Origin of the sequence: Citrobacter sp. wls615 (assembly GCF_005281355.1) — a bacterium.
In the GTDB taxonomy this organism is placed as follows: domain Bacteria; phylum Pseudomonadota; class Gammaproteobacteria; order Enterobacterales; family Enterobacteriaceae; genus Citrobacter; species Citrobacter werkmanii.
Genome location: NZ_SZXM01000025.1, coordinates 45,851 through 60,972, shown reverse-complemented (window position 1 = coordinate 60,972; position 15,122 = coordinate 45,851). Strand labels below are relative to the sequence as shown.

Here is a 15,122-nt window from a genome sequence, read left to right as displayed (position 1 = left end):
CGATCATTTTGCTTAACCGATCGGTGTTATGCACGAGGGGGCTTTATGTTTAACGCACCGATTCGTCGATAGAGTGATTATCTATAGCAAGCAAGTGTTTGATTACGTATCACGCAGGATAAAACGATGGATTGCAGGCACAAAAAAACCACCCGTAGGTGGTTTCACGACACTGCTTATTGCTTTGATTATTCTATTCTTTCCCATGGTACCCGGAGTGGGACTTGAACCCACACAGCGCGAACGCCGAGGGATTTTAAATCATGCGCTTTCTTTCTTAATCTCAGTGAGATAGCGCGTTTTTTCATAACATCTATTGTTAACACCATTTTTATCATTCAGTTACTTACAATAAGTGAATAGCTAATATTACGTATCCATTGACCATATCCCGATCTCGCTTACTGTATATACATCCAGCATAAAAGGATTGTTTTATGGTAACCGCAAAAGAGTCGAATGCAGGAGCAATGCCTGAGTTAACTGATTTTGCTATCAGTTACTGCGCGCTCACTGAACATGTTCTGTTACACGCCAAATTCACAGACACTATGGTTTCTGTCCCATCATGGCCGTCGGTGCAATTCCCTGATCAAACGATCTGCTTGTCCCGTAGGCAAGCTGAAAATCTCCTGCGTGAACTAAAGAAATCCGTCGATTACATAGATGCTGGCATTGATCATCCTTCCATTAAATTCATCGACTAAAAGGTGTGTCATGTTCGTTGAACTGGTTTATGACAAGCGTAATGTTGATGGGTTGGCGGGGGCCAGAGAGATCATCCTGGCAGAGTTGACGAAGCGAGTGCACCAGATTTTCCCTGATGCCGAAGTGAAGGTGAAGCCAGTGCAGGCGAACGCCTTGAATAGCGATGCCAGCAAAAGCGATCGGGAAAAGCTGAACCGCATGCTGGAGGATATGTTTGAAAAGGCCGATATGTGGCTGGTGAATGGAGAAGGTTTTCGCTGATGATTTCAGAGATGATCACTACGCCTATCAATGTGTGCTGGTGAGGCAACAACCCATGCAGGTGGGAAAATACCTGCACTAAAGCGCGGTTAATGGTAATATTTTTCATAACTATTATTTGATAGCAATGAAGAGGCTGACCTTGATACCAAAAAAGATTCACTATATTTGGGTAGGTAATAAACCTAAACCTCCATTTGTTTTAGAGTGTATTGCTACATGGAAAAAATTCCTCCCAGATTATGAAATTATAGAATGGAGCAATGAATGTCTGGACTCCATTAAAAGTACTTACGCGATTGAAGCGTATAAAAATGAAAAATGGGCTTTTGTGTCCGACTATATAAGGCTCCACGCCTTATACCATCACGGTGGTATCTATCTGGATACAGATGTCGAGGTAACAAAAGAATTTGATAACCTGCTATCACTCGATTTTTTTAGTTGCCATGAAGTGTTTAATGGCAAAACTCTCCCTATTACATCAGCGGTACTGGGTGCTTCTAAGGGAAATGGTATTATAAAAGATTTACTGGATACATATGAAAATAAAAAATTCATAATTAAAAACACTTTTGACCTAACACCAAACACACTGCTAATGACTGAGTTCCTTGTCAAAAAATTCAATATATCCCAACCATTTTTATCTGATAACACAATTCACCTAAGAGAAAAGGAAATAATTTTCCCATCAAATTATTTCTGCGAGAGGATTGATAATAAAACAAATTATTCCATACATCACTTCTCCGGCTCCTGGTTACTATCTCATAGCAGAAAAGATAAACTAAAAATTTTCAACAGGCTGATCGTTAGTCGATTAAAGAAAAAATCAGATAAAGGAGAATTCCCTATTCTATCTAATGAAAAACTAATTTTTTCAGTTAAACTAACGAATAAAATCTCATATTTACTCTTACTTAGAGCCCCATGATCGCTCTACTCGACCTGATGCTGTTTACAATTACAATGATTTTCCGGAGTCATTGAACGGGTTTACGATAAGCGAAATACCGGTGGGCTGGCGAGAGCCAGAGAATTTATTCTGGTTGGAATGACAAAGCGCGTACAATCCGCAGTTGCGTCGTCTGCAAGAGTGCAACTGCGGCAATTCACTATTCTTTGCCCTTTTTCTGTCCGCATCATCCGCCAAAAATAACCCTTATAACCCCAAAAGGTATTGACACCAGAACGTGCGAGGGTTACTATAACCCCATCAAAACAACACTAGAGAGCCGGAGGATGGATAGCAGGAATGCAATAGCAATGATAGAAGCCGATGGGTGGTATCTGGTGAGAGTAAGAGGCAGTCATCACCAGTTCAAACACCCAACGAAGAAAGGGCTGGTAACGGTGAACCATCCACAAAAGACATACCGCTACCAACACTGAAAAGCATCAAAAAACAGGCGGGGCTTTAAGCCCCACCTACTGGAGGTTTTAATGTTATATCCCATTGCTATTGATAAAGGCGATTCATCCTTCGGCGTTCGCGTACCGGATATTCCCGGCTGCTTTTCTGGTGGTGATAACTACCAGGACGCAATCGAGAGTGTACGTGAAGCAATCGACGCACATATAGAATTGCTGGTGGAGGATGGCGAAGTAGTACCTGAAGCTACCAGCATTGAGAACTGGCTGGACAATCCTGATTATGCAGATGTGGTATGGGCGCTGGTGGATGTGGATGTTACGCGATTGATGGGGAAAGCGGAAAAAATCAATGTTACTCTTCCCTCTTTGTTGATCCGCCGTATCGACCAGTTTGTCGCCGCACACCCTGAGTACGGTAGCCGTTCTGGATTCCTGTCCCGTGTAGCTGCTGATAAAGTGATAGGACGAGAAAAACGATAAACCTCGCAAGAGGCTTTGTTTACAAAAAGTTTCAGTAAAATAAGGACATATTCAATGAGTACCCCTTTCTTGTTGAGCGTCATAATTCCTTGCTACAACTGCCAAGATTATATTTATGAATGCTTGCAATCTGTATGCAGCCAGGTTGATGATAGTGTTGAAATCATTGTAATTAATGATGGTTCGACAGATAACTCGCTTAAAGAAATAGAATCTTTTATCAAAAAATCGACTCAGACTGTCAGAGTGATATCTCAAGAAAACCAGGGGATATCCATCGCAAGAAATAATGGAATAGAGGCATCATCTGGAAAATATATAGCACTATTGGATGGCGATGACCTTTGGGCGCCGTCCTTCTGGGAGAAAATCCGCCCAGTAATAGAGAATGACGGAACTGATCTAATCGAGTTTAATATAAAATTGATTTATGAATATGATAACGAAATGAAAGTCCCATTAATAACGTCATCCGATGGACACTTTAAAATAAACTCAATAAGTGATTTACGTGAAACTTTTCTAAGAAGTCAATGGTATGCCTGGGCCAGAGTTTACAAAAAGGATTTATTTAATAAATTTAAATTCCCTGCTGGAAGGCGTTACGAAGATGTTGCGCTTTTACCAAAAATATACCTTTCAGCAAAAGAAATCCATCGTATAACTGATGAACTGGTGCTCTATCGCATCAGACAGGGAAGCATAACCACCTCCACGGCAAGTATGGATGTAGATGACATAATATATGCTTTGGGTGTTTTCAAAGAATTAGCTAATGGTAAAACTAAAGATGAGATTGAAATCATATCGCCATCTGTATACATTACATACAATTTTGCAAGAAAAATCAGCAAAAGAATTCATGGCTATTGTTTTTTTAACAATACGCAAATTCATGATATAAAGAAAGCACTCAAGCCATATTTCAAAACACAAAAAATAAGCCGCCGCATTAGATTGTGCTTTATCCGTGAGTTTTGCCTTGCAAATAAATTTAGATACAAGCTAAGAGTGATTGCAGGCACAAAATAGTATAGAAGAAAGCTGCCAAACATAGGCAGCTTTCTTCCCATAGGCTGAGACATCCCCACGACAAAATTCAGTACGTAACCATATTTTCAGTTACACGGTTAATAGGTGTTAACCGTTGGCGGGAATGGCAACGTTAATTTCATTGCTGAACCCCTCTCGCTTCCAGCCATGACAAGGCGCGTTCTTTTGAATCACTATCACCGTTAATGAGTGACTTTATGATCGATATCGCGTCTGCCTCATCGTTTGCTGAAGTAACGGTAATCCCCCTGGATACTCCAGGCACAACTGAGATATATCCCTTCTTCGCTATGGCCTTCACATGCTCCGCTGCCGCATTCGGTGATCAGCAACCAATCAGCCCAGCCAGTTCACATATCGTTGGAGGGAATCCAAACCGGCGCTGATAGTTCACGATCGAACCAAGTACTTCACTTTGTCTCACGGTAAGTTTGTTCACTTCAGCGCTCCTTAATCCGCTTGTTCAGAATTAGCACCACTATCGTTCCATGAAGCACAAGATCTGATTATTTACCTAATAGCGCTTCATTCACTTGAAGAGGCAAAGAATGAACGAAGAATTACTTGATGAAGACATAAAAATAATCCGAAGACAAATAGATGAAGGGATGCCTTATGGGGAGGTAATTAACTTCATGGTCAATCAGTTTGGGTTAACTCACCGCAATGCACAGAATGTATACAAGCTTTTAGAGGGTGATAACTAAATGTTTAAAGTTAATTTGTTTTTGTGAGGAATTATTGTGGGAGGCTTATTAATGAAAATAGCGCTTACACATGGTTAGATTCACTTGTAAGGGCCGATAACAGAATGGTTATATGGTCTCTTTTTGACGGCTCAGGGATTATGGGGTTGCCGTGGGCTGAATATGGTCACACCGAGTACTGCTTTAATTCCTCATCGGGTAATCACGGCGAGTACGTGGGGCGCAAAGAGCATCCATTGGTACATCACATTGATGTGTGGATTGATTACCAATTTATCGACAGGGTGGAGCGTATGTATATTCCTGGCCCGGATATTATTTTTGCGTTCCCTGACTGTACAGAGCTTGCTGTGTCTGGCGCGAAGCATGAAGGGCATACCAGTTTAGTATCTGTGGAGAATGCGCAGATGATAGAGGCAATCGCTGATTTCTACGGGGCTAAATGGATGGTTGAAAACCCGGTGGGCAAAATGTCGGCCCATTGGCGCAAACCGGATTACTACTTCCACCCGTACCAGTATGGCGGGTACATGACAGGAGAAGAGGAAAGCCATCACCCGAAAATGCCAGCGCGCGACGGCTACACAAAGAAAACATGCATATGGGCTGGCAACGGCTTTGTGATGCCGGAACCGCTGCCTGTGGAGCACATTGGAAAATTTTGGGGTTGGACTTACTTGGGTGGCAAATCGGAGAGAACGAAACAACTCCGCTCACTCACGCCGCGTGGGTTCGCGCGAGCAGTATTTTTGGCAAATCGGGGAAGATTGATTAAATGACCAATAACCAATTGCGTTACGTGCAAATCCCAATGGGAGCGTATGAGGCCATGCTTGAGGCTATTCGGCGCAAGGAAACCGGGACAGCACAAGCGCCAGTAAATCGCTGCAAAGCTATAAGTTCGGAACCTTTATATCAATGGCGAAAGGTCGGTGAAAAAGGCTGGCTGGATTGTAAAAAAGAATGGTTCGATATGAGCAATAAAGAACAAGATAAGGAAACCAGGGTACTTTACCTAACCTCATCGAAAGTGCCGGTAAAGATTAACAACTAGGGAGGTGCATTTTCTCCCCTAAATTATTTCTGAATTTTTCCCCCTTTCCTCTCTTCGTCGTTTTAGAGGGTTTTAGAAAGTGAATTCAGCATTAACCCAGGCCACCAGCGGCGACAACACAATCATTTCAGATGAAGTGATCACAGAGTTAACCGGGTATACAATTCCTTCAAAGCAGTGTGACACATTGCGAGATGCGGGAATTTTCTTTATAACCCGGCGCGATGGTCGCCCACGGACAACGTGGGGGCATTTCAACAACCCACTGAAGCACCGCGCTCAAGCGCCAGTTGTAGAAGTCGCTGAGCCTAATTTTGGAGCACTTGATTAATGGCAGGTTCCCGCAAGAAAAAAGAAGACTCATGGATGCCACCCCGCGTATATCGGGGCCGTTCTGCATTTGAGTTTAAGCCTAAAGGTGGTGGTACGATCTGACTATGTGATTCATCCGCTACCCAGGCGCAGGTATGGACAGCCTATGAAGCGTTGCTCAATGACAGAAAAGACGACAATTCATTATCAGGGCTGGTAGAAGCATTTTTCCGTTCACCTGACTTCTCTGACCTTGCGGTTGATACGCGCAATGATTACCGAAAATACTCGGTCAAAGTTCTCTCTGTATTCGGCAAGATGTTGCCGGATGCTATAAAACCGGAGCACATCAGGAAATATCTGGATAAGCGCGGCCTACGCAGCAAGACCCAGGCTAACCGGGAGAAGGCTTTTTTATCCAGGGTGTACCGCTGGGACTTTGAGCGTGGGATGGTGAAAGGCAATCCGACCAAGGGTGTAAGGCAGTTCAAAGAAGTCGCTCGCGAACGGTACATAACTGATGAAGAATACGCGGCGCTTTACAGTGTTTCCCCTGTGATTGTGCAGGTTGCTATGGAATTAGCCTACCTGTGCTGTGCCAGGCAGAAAGACGTTCTGGAGATGAAGAAAAGCCAATTCGTCTCTGACGGCATAATGATTAAACAAAGCAAGACGCACGTCACTCAAATTAAAGGCTGGTCTTCCCGCCTGGATGACGCTATTCAGTTAGCAAAAACATTACCGCTAAATCCGGGGATGAGTTCAGTTTACGTCCTCCACCAGCAATCAGGCAGTGGTTATACAAGGGATGGCTTTAACAGTCGCTGGAGAAAAGCGAGAGAGTTAGCTATCGCCACCTTCCCCAACATCGACTTTAATTTTACTTTCCATGACCTGAAGGCAAAAGGCGTGTCTGACCTGGAAGGTAGCGTCTACGAAAAACAGGCCATCACCGGACACAAAAACGTTACGCAGACAGCCCGATATGATCGCAAAGTGAAGGTTGTTCCAGTGGCGGGCGCTCAAAAATAATACGGCGCATGTTCTGAAGGCATATTCTGAAGTGAAGCAAATGTTATAAAAAAACCGCCTGAAGGGGCGGTTTCACGACACTGCTTATCATTGATTTTATTGATTCTTTCCCATGGTACCCGGAGTGGGACTTGAACCCACACAGCGCGAACGCCGAGGGATTTTAAATCACGCGTGTTATCAAGCACTATCAACAAGTTACGCCGTTTTTTCGCCAATAACACATGACTTTAAGATCAACTTAATCAATAGCTTATAATCATCAAGAAGGTACAATGGTGAAACATTTTTTGCTCTCAACATCGTCCTAACGTGTCGGGTAAATGAGGTTAAAATCCTCGCACAATTTAAGCTATTCACATCACCGGGCAGTCATCAAACTCCGCGTTCCTGGCATCATTAATGATGTACGTGATCACCCCAAATATAGCGGGTGCAGAACTGTAACCGTCATCATCTGCTGGCAGCGCCTCCCTCCTCCCGTTCTCCAGATTAACCAGGTGGGGCTGAGGATGAGTCCGATATCGCTTGATCCTGAATTCCCCGTCTATAGCGCATATCATCAGCGAGCCATCACAGGGAGAAAGTGACGCATCAACAACAAGAAGCGCCCCCTGGATTATCCCTTCCCTGAAATGTGAGCGTGATGCACGCATGAAGTAAGTCGCTGCGGGCTGACTGATAAGCTGCTGATCAAGGGAAATCCTTGTTTCAACGTAATCTGCCGCAGGTGAAGGAAATCCCATGGCTATAGACCTCCGTTTGGATTGAACAGCTGAAAGGTACGGTTCTCGCCTTCCTGCGTTGATACATCGCGGAATGTTGTCACATACCACTCGATCCATTCATTGGCCTGCTTCATCGTCCAGTTCCAGTTAACCTTGCTCAGTTCCTGGACAAACCGTTGTGTGGTGACGGTCTTCCGGCCATTCGGCTCTTGCTGTATCGAAGCATACCAGGCCGTTTCAATATCGCTGCGTCGTGGCATTATTACGTCCTCTCTTGAATACCGGATAAAAACACAGTATAAATACTGTATATCCATCCAGTAAAGAGGCAATAAGCAATGTTCGTGGAACTCGTTTATGACAAAAGGAATTTTGATGGTCTGTCCGGTGCAAAAGACATCATTCTGGGCGAATTGACTAAGAGGGTTCACCGGATTTTCCCGTACCAGGCCGTTTCAATATCGCTGCGTCGTGGCATCATCACGCCCTCTCTTGAATACCGGATAAAAACACAGTATAAATACTGTATATCCATCCAGTAAAGAGGCAATAAGCAATGTTCGTGGAACTCGTTTATGACACAAGGAATTTTGATGGTCTGCCCGGTGCAAAAGATATCATTCTGGGCGAATTGACCAGGAGGGTTCACCGGACTTTCCCCGATGCTGATGTTCGGGTTAAACCGATGATGACACTGCCGGCAATCAATACAGACGCCAGCAAATATGAGAAGGAACAGATCAGCCGTACTGTTCAGGAAATGTTTGAAGAGGCTGATATGTGGCTGGTTTCAGATTAAACTCCCTGAGCCGTCATATTGCTTAAGTAGAATCCGCAGCAACTGGCAATCATTCATACTCGCACTATCGAACGTTTGCCAGTAAGTCGTTCTCATGGCTTGCATTTAGCAATAATCGTATTCACGCCAATTAAACAGCATAAATTCTAACAAACCGATGCAAATTCCACATTTTGTCTTACAAGCTTGTTAAGAAGGTGCAGTGGTTGGCTAACTGCCTTGATGAGAAAGTGACATAGAAAAGCAGCAAAAATCTCCGAAAATCGATACAAAGCTTTGTGTGTCAATGTCTTGTGCTGTATCTTTAAAATGTTATAAAATACATAATTACAGGAAGGAACCAAGATGCTAGTAATGACTGTTTTTGATTGTTATTGTAGTTTTAGATTCACATAATTTACATTATGAAATTTATTTATAGCATGAAAGTATACATCTATTCATATTTTTATATGTAACTTATAAACTTATTGGAATTTGTGAGATTGTTTGATGATAAATTCTATACAATATTTAAGGGGTATTGCTGCCCTAATGGTTGTCTTATTCCACTTGAGAAAGTTTCTCAATGGAGCATATGATATTAGTAATATAGGCAATATTCTATTCTCAAAAGGAAGCATTGGAGTTGATATTTTTTTCGTTATAAGTGGTTTCATAATATCATTATCAACACAAAAAAATAAATCTAACCATTCATTTATAACAAAAAGAATTTTCAGAATTTACCCTGTTTATTTTATCCTTTTAATATTGCTAGTATTTTTATTGCCAGGGATAAAGGCTGACGATTTTCACAAATCTTTATACTTCTCTCATCTTAATTATAATGATGCGGCACCAAAGTATGGATATTCTGTAATCTATGTTGCGTGGACTCTTACTTATGAAATAGTGTTTTATGGTATCTTTATGATATCCATGTGGATCTCATGGAAATATAGAACTTTAATTTGCTCTTTGTTATTAATTATTTTTATGATAGTTATTCAACTTTCATTCAATGGCAATGTAACCGTCAATGTTTCTGGAGGAGTAAATTATAGTGGTCCATACGCCCAAATAATATCAACTCTATCCTCGCCACTAATGATTGAGTTTGTAGTTGGCATGGCCATTTATGAATTGCATAGATACATTGTTGATAACAGAGTTAAATTACACAAAGCAATAAACCATAAAACAATATCGATTTCTATTTTCATTTGCTTGTGGTGTCTATATTTTGGTAATTTCAACGACCACGGAATTGATAATTTTGGGATCATTGCCTCCGCTATAGTCTTCCTTTGCCTTTCATACGAATGGGTAAAGCCAATTGGATATCAAAAAAACTTTCACTGGCTGGGCGATATATCATATTCACTCTACCTATTTCATGTAGTGGCTCTAATAATTCTATCTGATTACATTGGTGGGTCTTTTGCAAAAGAAAAAGGGTTGATAATGTTCTCGGTCGTTTTAATAGTAAGCTTAATCGGATCGCATATACTATATAAAATAATTGAAAAACCATTTATAAAAGCAGGAAACTATGCTTACACTAGGTTAGTAAAAAATTAATTGAAAGGCGGCTGTATGCCGCCTTAGCTTTAGAAAAACTCCTTGCATGTTGTATACATTCCATCATTAAGTGGGTGTCCACCTGATGAAAAAGCCGTACCGTAATACTGCTTATTGTAATTTGGCTGGAAAGAAACATAAGCACCAAGAGAGTTATCTTGGATATTAACCTGTGAAAATGAGCAATTAATTGTGGCGGTATCATCACTTCTAAACTGTTGAATAAATCCAGTCTGCCCAAGAGCAACATCACCGTCATCAGTTTTATTTACCAGCAATGGTAAGTGTATCCAGTCAAAGTTCCTACAACTGGTTGCCATGTGGGTATAAATGCGTTCACAAATAATAGGTGTTCCAGCATTCAATTTAAGGGAAAATCTGGTTGTATGAGTACCATCACCGAAGATAGTACTTGCAACATAACGATAAGATGATGACCCGATGGTTAGTACTGACGAGCTATGCAATACTGCACTATGTGTTAAGAGCAAAACTGGGGCCGATCCAGAATCTAGATTATATGAACTATTTTCTGTTCTTAATCTCTGTAAGAAATCACCATGCCCACCATGAAAAGTTCCGAAGAATTTCCCTGTTGACTTTTCTTTTGCTGCAAACTCAGTTGCACCGCTTCCACCAAAGTAATATGCGGGTCCGCTAGCAAAATCAGGTAACAATGTTGCCATTATATTATCATAATCAAGGACCACATCCCCACCTATGCTTAATATGTTCAATCCAACAACATAGCATGGAGCCGTGTGAGCATTAGCTATTTTCAGATACCATGTACCAGGCAACCCATCAACATCAACTTCCATAGGTAATGGTGATTGACCAGCAGGAGGGAGTTGTGTTGTCACAGTTTTTGTTTGTAACCAGTTTGTTCCATCACGGCTAATGCTAACATTTACTGTTGCTGACGAATTGTTTGAACCTGCAAGTCGTATTTTAGCTTTTTGTACAGAAAGCTGATATGTAATATCACTTCCATTTGGGACCTGATAAACCTGAGGGCTAAACAGGGTATAATCACCGGCAGCAGTATTTGCATTAATTGATGCCCCTGTTGCCGAAAACCCAAATAATGTTGCGATCTGTGAAGCATTAAAAGTTGATAAGATAACACCAGCTCCCTTTGCATAAGGAGCAAGCTTCGCAACAACAGCGTCTTTAATGTTATCTACGCTTCCAGGTCTAAATGGAGACTGCCCACCATAATTTCCTGCATCAGATGGGGAAACTTCATTTGTAACCCGGCTGGCGATGAATCCAGACTTGCCATTTGCTTTTTTGCTAATGACGTAAAAATCATCATCGGAGCTTATTTTAACAATAGCCTTCACTCCCATGCCTACTGTTGGCGTGGAGCATGGTATGATGTTTGTAACAAGATTCGATTCTATATCTTTGTCTTTTTCAGACAATGCCGTGAGTCTTTCTTCCACGGTTCCTGTTGGTGTGTTGACCAACTCACTACCGGTAGGTGTGGATAGATCGTGCCGTAAACTTGCATCGCCTACCCCCATCCATTTCCCGCTCCCTATTCCGCCGGTGCTATCAGGTGTAGAACCAGCGGGAACTACTTTGGGTTGCGACCAGTCTCCGTCCCAGCGATAGAATTCGCCATTGTTTTCCCACTGCAAAACAGTGTTAGGAGTGTCGAGGGTAGCGCCAATTTCAAAAGATTTCTTCGTGATGTAGCCATAATTCATCAATGCTTGCATGGTTTTCTTTTCGATACCATACCATGTCAGCCTTTCTTTCCCAAAACGATCAGCCCATGTTTCATTAACTTGCTCATTAGCAAGATGATCAAGATTTTGAGCATTATCGTATAAATCTTTTGCAGCAGCAGACCCCAGCGGATTGCCGGTGTTATAAGTCGTCATATTAGCCTCATAAACGAAAAACCCGCCGAGGTGGGTCCATGAGAAGTGGGTTTATTTAAGCAACATTGCCGGGATAGGTGGCGTTGTCGTACTGATAGAATGAGTCTCTATACTCTTTTGCAGTAACCTGACAGGCGCCATCAGATTGGGGTGCAATCTCTGATATTAATGCGCTGTATCCAACACGCGAAGATTCGCAAAAAATCAGGCGCGGAGGTTCGATGGATGGATCGTTTAGTATGATGCTATTGAAATCGTCCTGTTCAGGCAACGATGCTTCATAATCACTGACCTTAGTGACAGGCAACAACCCTGACGCGGAACCATCCTGATAACGTATTAATGCGCGTGGATTGTTAAATGTCCAGTCAAGTGACTCTGACACGGTTACAGTAGTTACACCGTTACTAGTGTTCATAGCCTCAATCAACGTGCTTATTGTTTTGCTACCTGGAATGTCATCAGTAAAGATAATCCTGTCACCAACGTTATAGCAGAGAGCATCCATTTCCGTTGTAGTCGTGTGAGTAAGACGTTGCTGCCGATACTTCATCAGTCTTCGCATACCAATCTGATAAGCTCGATCCTGATCAAGAACACCATCAAGCGTATAGTCCTCAATTTTTACCGGAGTTGGGTTATCTGATGTTCTGCACTGCACCGTCTCTTCAGCCCATGTAGTACCGTTGATATATGTAACATCAACACCATCATAGTCATCTGCTGACGGAGCAACGAAAGCTGTCTGCAGCTGATCAGTCATCTCCTGTGGGCTGATTATTCCCGTCCACGTTTTCACACCTTCCCTTGCTACAGATGCCAGACCATCGGTAAGTAGGAAGTAACTTTTTCCTGCATTTGTCACCTTCTGAAGCATTTCCAGCGCAGAAACAGAATCCGTGGTGGCAAAGTCAAAAAATTCGCTGCCAGGAGTCCAGTAAGTAGTTTCTAGTGAGTCAATAGCTTCACGGTCCATCGCCAGACCCAACTCATTACCTATATGATACAGAGCACCAGAAATGCTCCTTGATACACCTGAATCATAAACTCGCGTAGCAACGACGTTTACTCGACGATCTGACTGAGCAGCCAGTTTACCACCAGTTTCCACGGTCACCGCCATTGCGGTGACGCCAGAATACGATACCGGCCGAGACAATAAACGCCCACGCAATGACTGCCAGTACATGTTATCTCGGCTGTTATTCTGCCCCTGCTCGTTCGTGCGGCGAGCTCTTACTTCTACCAGCGCAGGCGCATCCAGCGCGATTCGTTCGGTGAATCCCAGTCCATTGATGTTCTGGAGATTGTACGATCCTGTTTTGCTTATCCAGCCAGCGCCTGAACCATATGGCCGATACTGAATCTCCCACTTCACCTCACGGTTTTGCTTGTTTCCTTTTTTGTTGTACCCACAGATACCGTTTGGGAAGAAGAAGTTTACTTCGAACATATCAGCAACTTCATTTTCGGGACATGCCAGAAAAGGCCCCATCCAATTATCGTTTTCATTTAAACCGTTGGCTTCAAAATCAAGAACTGTACGCGGTGAAAATCCAGGCCATGACGGATCAACGCTGCCGTCAATAACCCGCTCTAAAGTTACAGAGCTACCATCTATATCAAGAATCTTATATTCGCTTCCGGAATGCGAAACAGATAGCCTGACATAACCTTCAGGAATCCCGGTGAACGGAGTTCCAGTGGCGCTATCGTAAGCGAGGGTTATTGATGCGGTAATCACATCTTCGCCGACTGGCTCTGAATGAGGTATAAAGTCAGCAATGAATAGTTGGTAATCAATGCTGTTGTACCAGAGCGTTACAGCCATCCCAACATAAGGAGAAATTTCTTCAAGCGTGTCACTGGTAATTCTACTGTAAGCGCCATCATTAGTTACCACATAGGAATCAGGAACAATTAACTCAACAATAGCACCAACAGTCCATGTATCCGGAAGGTCATTTGTTGTCTCATCTCCATCATCAGTGCTCAGCCCATTAAATGTTATTGTTGGTCCGGAAACGGTTAGCGAATCAGCAACAACATCTTCCGTGTCCGGCGCAGTTTGCGCCATATCAAGACCTGAACCAGACGCAGTTCCCCCAACCTCTGTGGAATTGAACCAGTTTTCTGATCGTTGGTCTCCACTAACGTTTTGCCCTGGTTGATACACTGTGTATTTAAACCCATCGCCAAGAGAAGCAATTGGAGTTGACCCAACACGAATATCGCCATCCCCAAATGAAAAACGCCCTCTCCCCATAACAACGAACATTTCAACTGTCATTACAGTAGGATCATCAACTGAGAATCTCGTTACAGGCTGCACTGCGTAGTCAGGGTAAATACGGCTTCGACCGAATAACTCGCGTATCGGGTCACCTAATTTTGCGTTGTTCGCTTTAGCAGGATTTACATCAAGAGGGTTTCCCGTTCCTGATGAATAACCGCCAAGGTCACCAACACCAGGAGCAAAGAAAAGAGCATACGCGACAGATGCAACTGATACAGCAACAGCAATCCAGGCAAGAGCAACCGCGCCATAAGGTACAGGATAAATTCTGACATCACTATCTGATTTGATAGCAAATTCAAACCACGCCTGATGTGGAATATTTTTTCCATCAACATCAATTGTGATCGGTTGCTTCATATCAGGCTTATAGCTTTCTACTTTTTTAATCAGCCACTGGTGAATTGTGATGGCGCCGTGTTCATGCGTTTCAAGCGGTTCACCAGGCAAGCGAGAGGGATAAATTCTGATTGTCACTTCCAGAACTCCACTTTAACGAAGCGTCGTTTGAAACGCGAAACAGGAAGAAAGGTCACATTCATTCCCGGATTACATTCAGCTACGTGAAGTTGACCATTTATCTCAACTACGACACCAACGTGAGTGACGGTTGACCCGGAATAACATGCAGCGCCTGCCCCAACACAAGGCTCGCACTTCTCAAGTGATCGCATCAGTTTGACAGCCTCTCGGTCAAGGCCACATTCATCTTTAGTTACCCCTGAAAAATCTGGCCAGAGAGGTAATCCAAGGTCTTTACGTACCTCATTGACGATGCCAAAACAGTCAAGCTCAGGGTAAACGCGCCCCCCCTTCTGCCACACAACAGAAAGGTATTTGTCAGGATTGAACATAGTTTC

The 15,122-nt window shown here is 42.9% G+C and carries 14 protein-coding genes and 4 pseudogenes; 13 read left to right on the top strand and 5 right to left on the bottom strand.

Features of this window, described 5'->3' with window-relative positions; all coding sequences use genetic code 11:
- The first annotated feature begins 437 nt into the window (after positions 1-437).
- From FDX04_RS08220 to FDX04_RS08195, 6 genes and pseudogenes are all read left to right on the top strand, one after another.
- Complete coding sequence (locus FDX04_RS08220) at positions 438-707, top strand: hypothetical protein (protein ID WP_137370759.1); 270 nt, start codon at positions 438-440, stop codon at positions 705-707.
- A 10-nt stretch (positions 708-717) separates the two neighbouring features.
- Entirely contained in the window at positions 718-969 is a 252-nt protein-coding gene (locus FDX04_RS08215) for a DinI family protein (protein ID WP_137370758.1), read from the top strand.
- A 127-nt stretch (positions 970-1,096) separates the two neighbouring features.
- On the top strand, positions 1,097-1,906 hold the full coding sequence (locus tag FDX04_RS08210) for a glycosyltransferase family 32 protein (protein ID WP_249935516.1): 810 nt from the start codon (positions 1,097-1,099) through the stop codon (positions 1,904-1,906).
- A 308-nt stretch (positions 1,907-2,214) separates the two neighbouring features.
- Positions 2,215-2,393: pseudogene (locus FDX04_RS08205) on the top strand (type II toxin-antitoxin system HicA family toxin).
- A 22-nt stretch (positions 2,394-2,415) separates the two neighbouring features.
- Positions 2,416-2,826, top strand: a complete 411-nt coding sequence (locus FDX04_RS08200; RefSeq protein WP_061381075.1) for a type II toxin-antitoxin system HicB family antitoxin — start codon at positions 2,416-2,418, stop codon at positions 2,824-2,826.
- 54 nt (positions 2,827-2,880) lie between these two features.
- Entirely contained in the window at positions 2,881-3,858 is a 978-nt protein-coding gene (locus tag FDX04_RS08195) for a glycosyltransferase (RefSeq protein ID WP_137370757.1), read from the top strand.
- A 139-nt stretch (positions 3,859-3,997) separates the two neighbouring features.
- On the opposite strand, the pseudogene FDX04_RS24610 reads toward FDX04_RS08195, so the two are convergent.
- Positions 3,998-4,303: pseudogene (locus FDX04_RS24610) on the bottom strand (LexA family transcriptional regulator).
- Positions 4,304-4,427: 124 nt separating this feature from the next.
- Between FDX04_RS24610 and FDX04_RS24150 the strand changes: the two are divergent.
- From FDX04_RS24150 to FDX04_RS08170, 5 genes and pseudogenes are all read left to right on the top strand, one after another.
- On the top strand, positions 4,428-4,586 hold the full coding sequence (locus FDX04_RS24150) for a hypothetical protein (protein ID WP_170975150.1): 159 nt from the start codon (positions 4,428-4,430) through the stop codon (positions 4,584-4,586).
- 104 nt (positions 4,587-4,690) lie between these two features.
- A complete protein-coding gene (locus FDX04_RS08185) occupies positions 4,691-5,365 on the top strand; it encodes a DNA cytosine methyltransferase (RefSeq protein ID WP_137370756.1) in 675 nt (224 codons plus the stop codon).
- On the top strand, positions 5,362-5,640 hold the full coding sequence (locus tag FDX04_RS08180; protein ID WP_137370755.1) for a hypothetical protein: 279 nt from the start codon (positions 5,362-5,364) through the stop codon (positions 5,638-5,640). The genes FDX04_RS08185 and FDX04_RS08180 overlap by 4 nt, the downstream gene beginning before the upstream one ends.
- A gap of 79 nt (positions 5,641-5,719) precedes the next feature.
- Complete coding sequence (locus FDX04_RS08175) at positions 5,720-5,971, top strand: DUF4224 domain-containing protein (RefSeq protein ID WP_137370754.1); 252 nt, start codon at positions 5,720-5,722, stop codon at positions 5,969-5,971.
- Positions 5,971-6,984: pseudogene (locus FDX04_RS08170) on the top strand (integrase). The gene FDX04_RS08175 and the pseudogene FDX04_RS08170 overlap by 1 nt, the downstream one beginning before the upstream one ends.
- Before the next feature lie 356 nt (positions 6,985-7,340).
- On the opposite strand, the pseudogene FDX04_RS08165 reads toward FDX04_RS08170, so the two are convergent.
- Positions 7,341-7,846 (bottom strand): annotated as a pseudogene (locus FDX04_RS08165) (S24 family peptidase).
- A 422-nt stretch (positions 7,847-8,268) separates the two neighbouring features.
- On the opposite strand from FDX04_RS08165, the gene FDX04_RS08145 reads away from it, so the two are divergent.
- Together FDX04_RS08145 and FDX04_RS08140 are read left to right on the top strand one after the other, a co-directional pair.
- Positions 8,269-8,511: a DinI family protein gene (locus FDX04_RS08145; protein ID WP_137370752.1), complete on the top strand. Its 243-nt coding sequence runs from the start codon at positions 8,269-8,271 to the stop codon at positions 8,509-8,511.
- A 492-nt stretch (positions 8,512-9,003) separates the two neighbouring features.
- Positions 9,004-10,074, top strand: coding sequence for an acyltransferase (locus FDX04_RS08140; protein WP_137370751.1), 1,071 nt, complete (start codon positions 9,004-9,006; stop codon positions 10,072-10,074).
- 29 nt (positions 10,075-10,103) lie between these two features.
- Here the strand turns inward: FDX04_RS08140 and FDX04_RS08135 are convergent, their stop codons facing one another.
- Genes FDX04_RS08135 through FDX04_RS08125 form a run of 3 tightly spaced genes read right to left on the bottom strand, consistent with a single transcriptional unit; the run spans position 10,104 to position 15,116 of the window.
- Positions 10,104-11,966 (bottom strand): head-binding protein, encoded by a 1,863-nt coding sequence (locus FDX04_RS08135; RefSeq protein WP_137370750.1) that lies wholly within the window; start codon positions 11,964-11,966, stop codon positions 10,104-10,106.
- Positions 11,967-12,021: 55 nt separating this feature from the next.
- Positions 12,022-14,739 carry a host specificity factor TipJ family phage tail protein gene (locus FDX04_RS08130; RefSeq protein WP_137370749.1) on the bottom strand — a complete coding sequence of 906 codons (2,718 nt, stop codon included), beginning with the start codon at positions 14,737-14,739 and terminating at the stop codon, positions 12,022-12,024.
- The gene (locus tag FDX04_RS08125) at positions 14,736-15,116 is read right to left on the bottom strand and encodes a nitrite transporter (RefSeq protein WP_137370748.1); all 381 of its coding nucleotides are present in this window, start codon (positions 15,114-15,116) and stop codon (positions 14,736-14,738) included. Before FDX04_RS08125 ends, FDX04_RS08130 begins: the two co-directional genes overlap by 4 nt.
- Positions 15,117-15,122 lie beyond the last annotated feature (6 nt).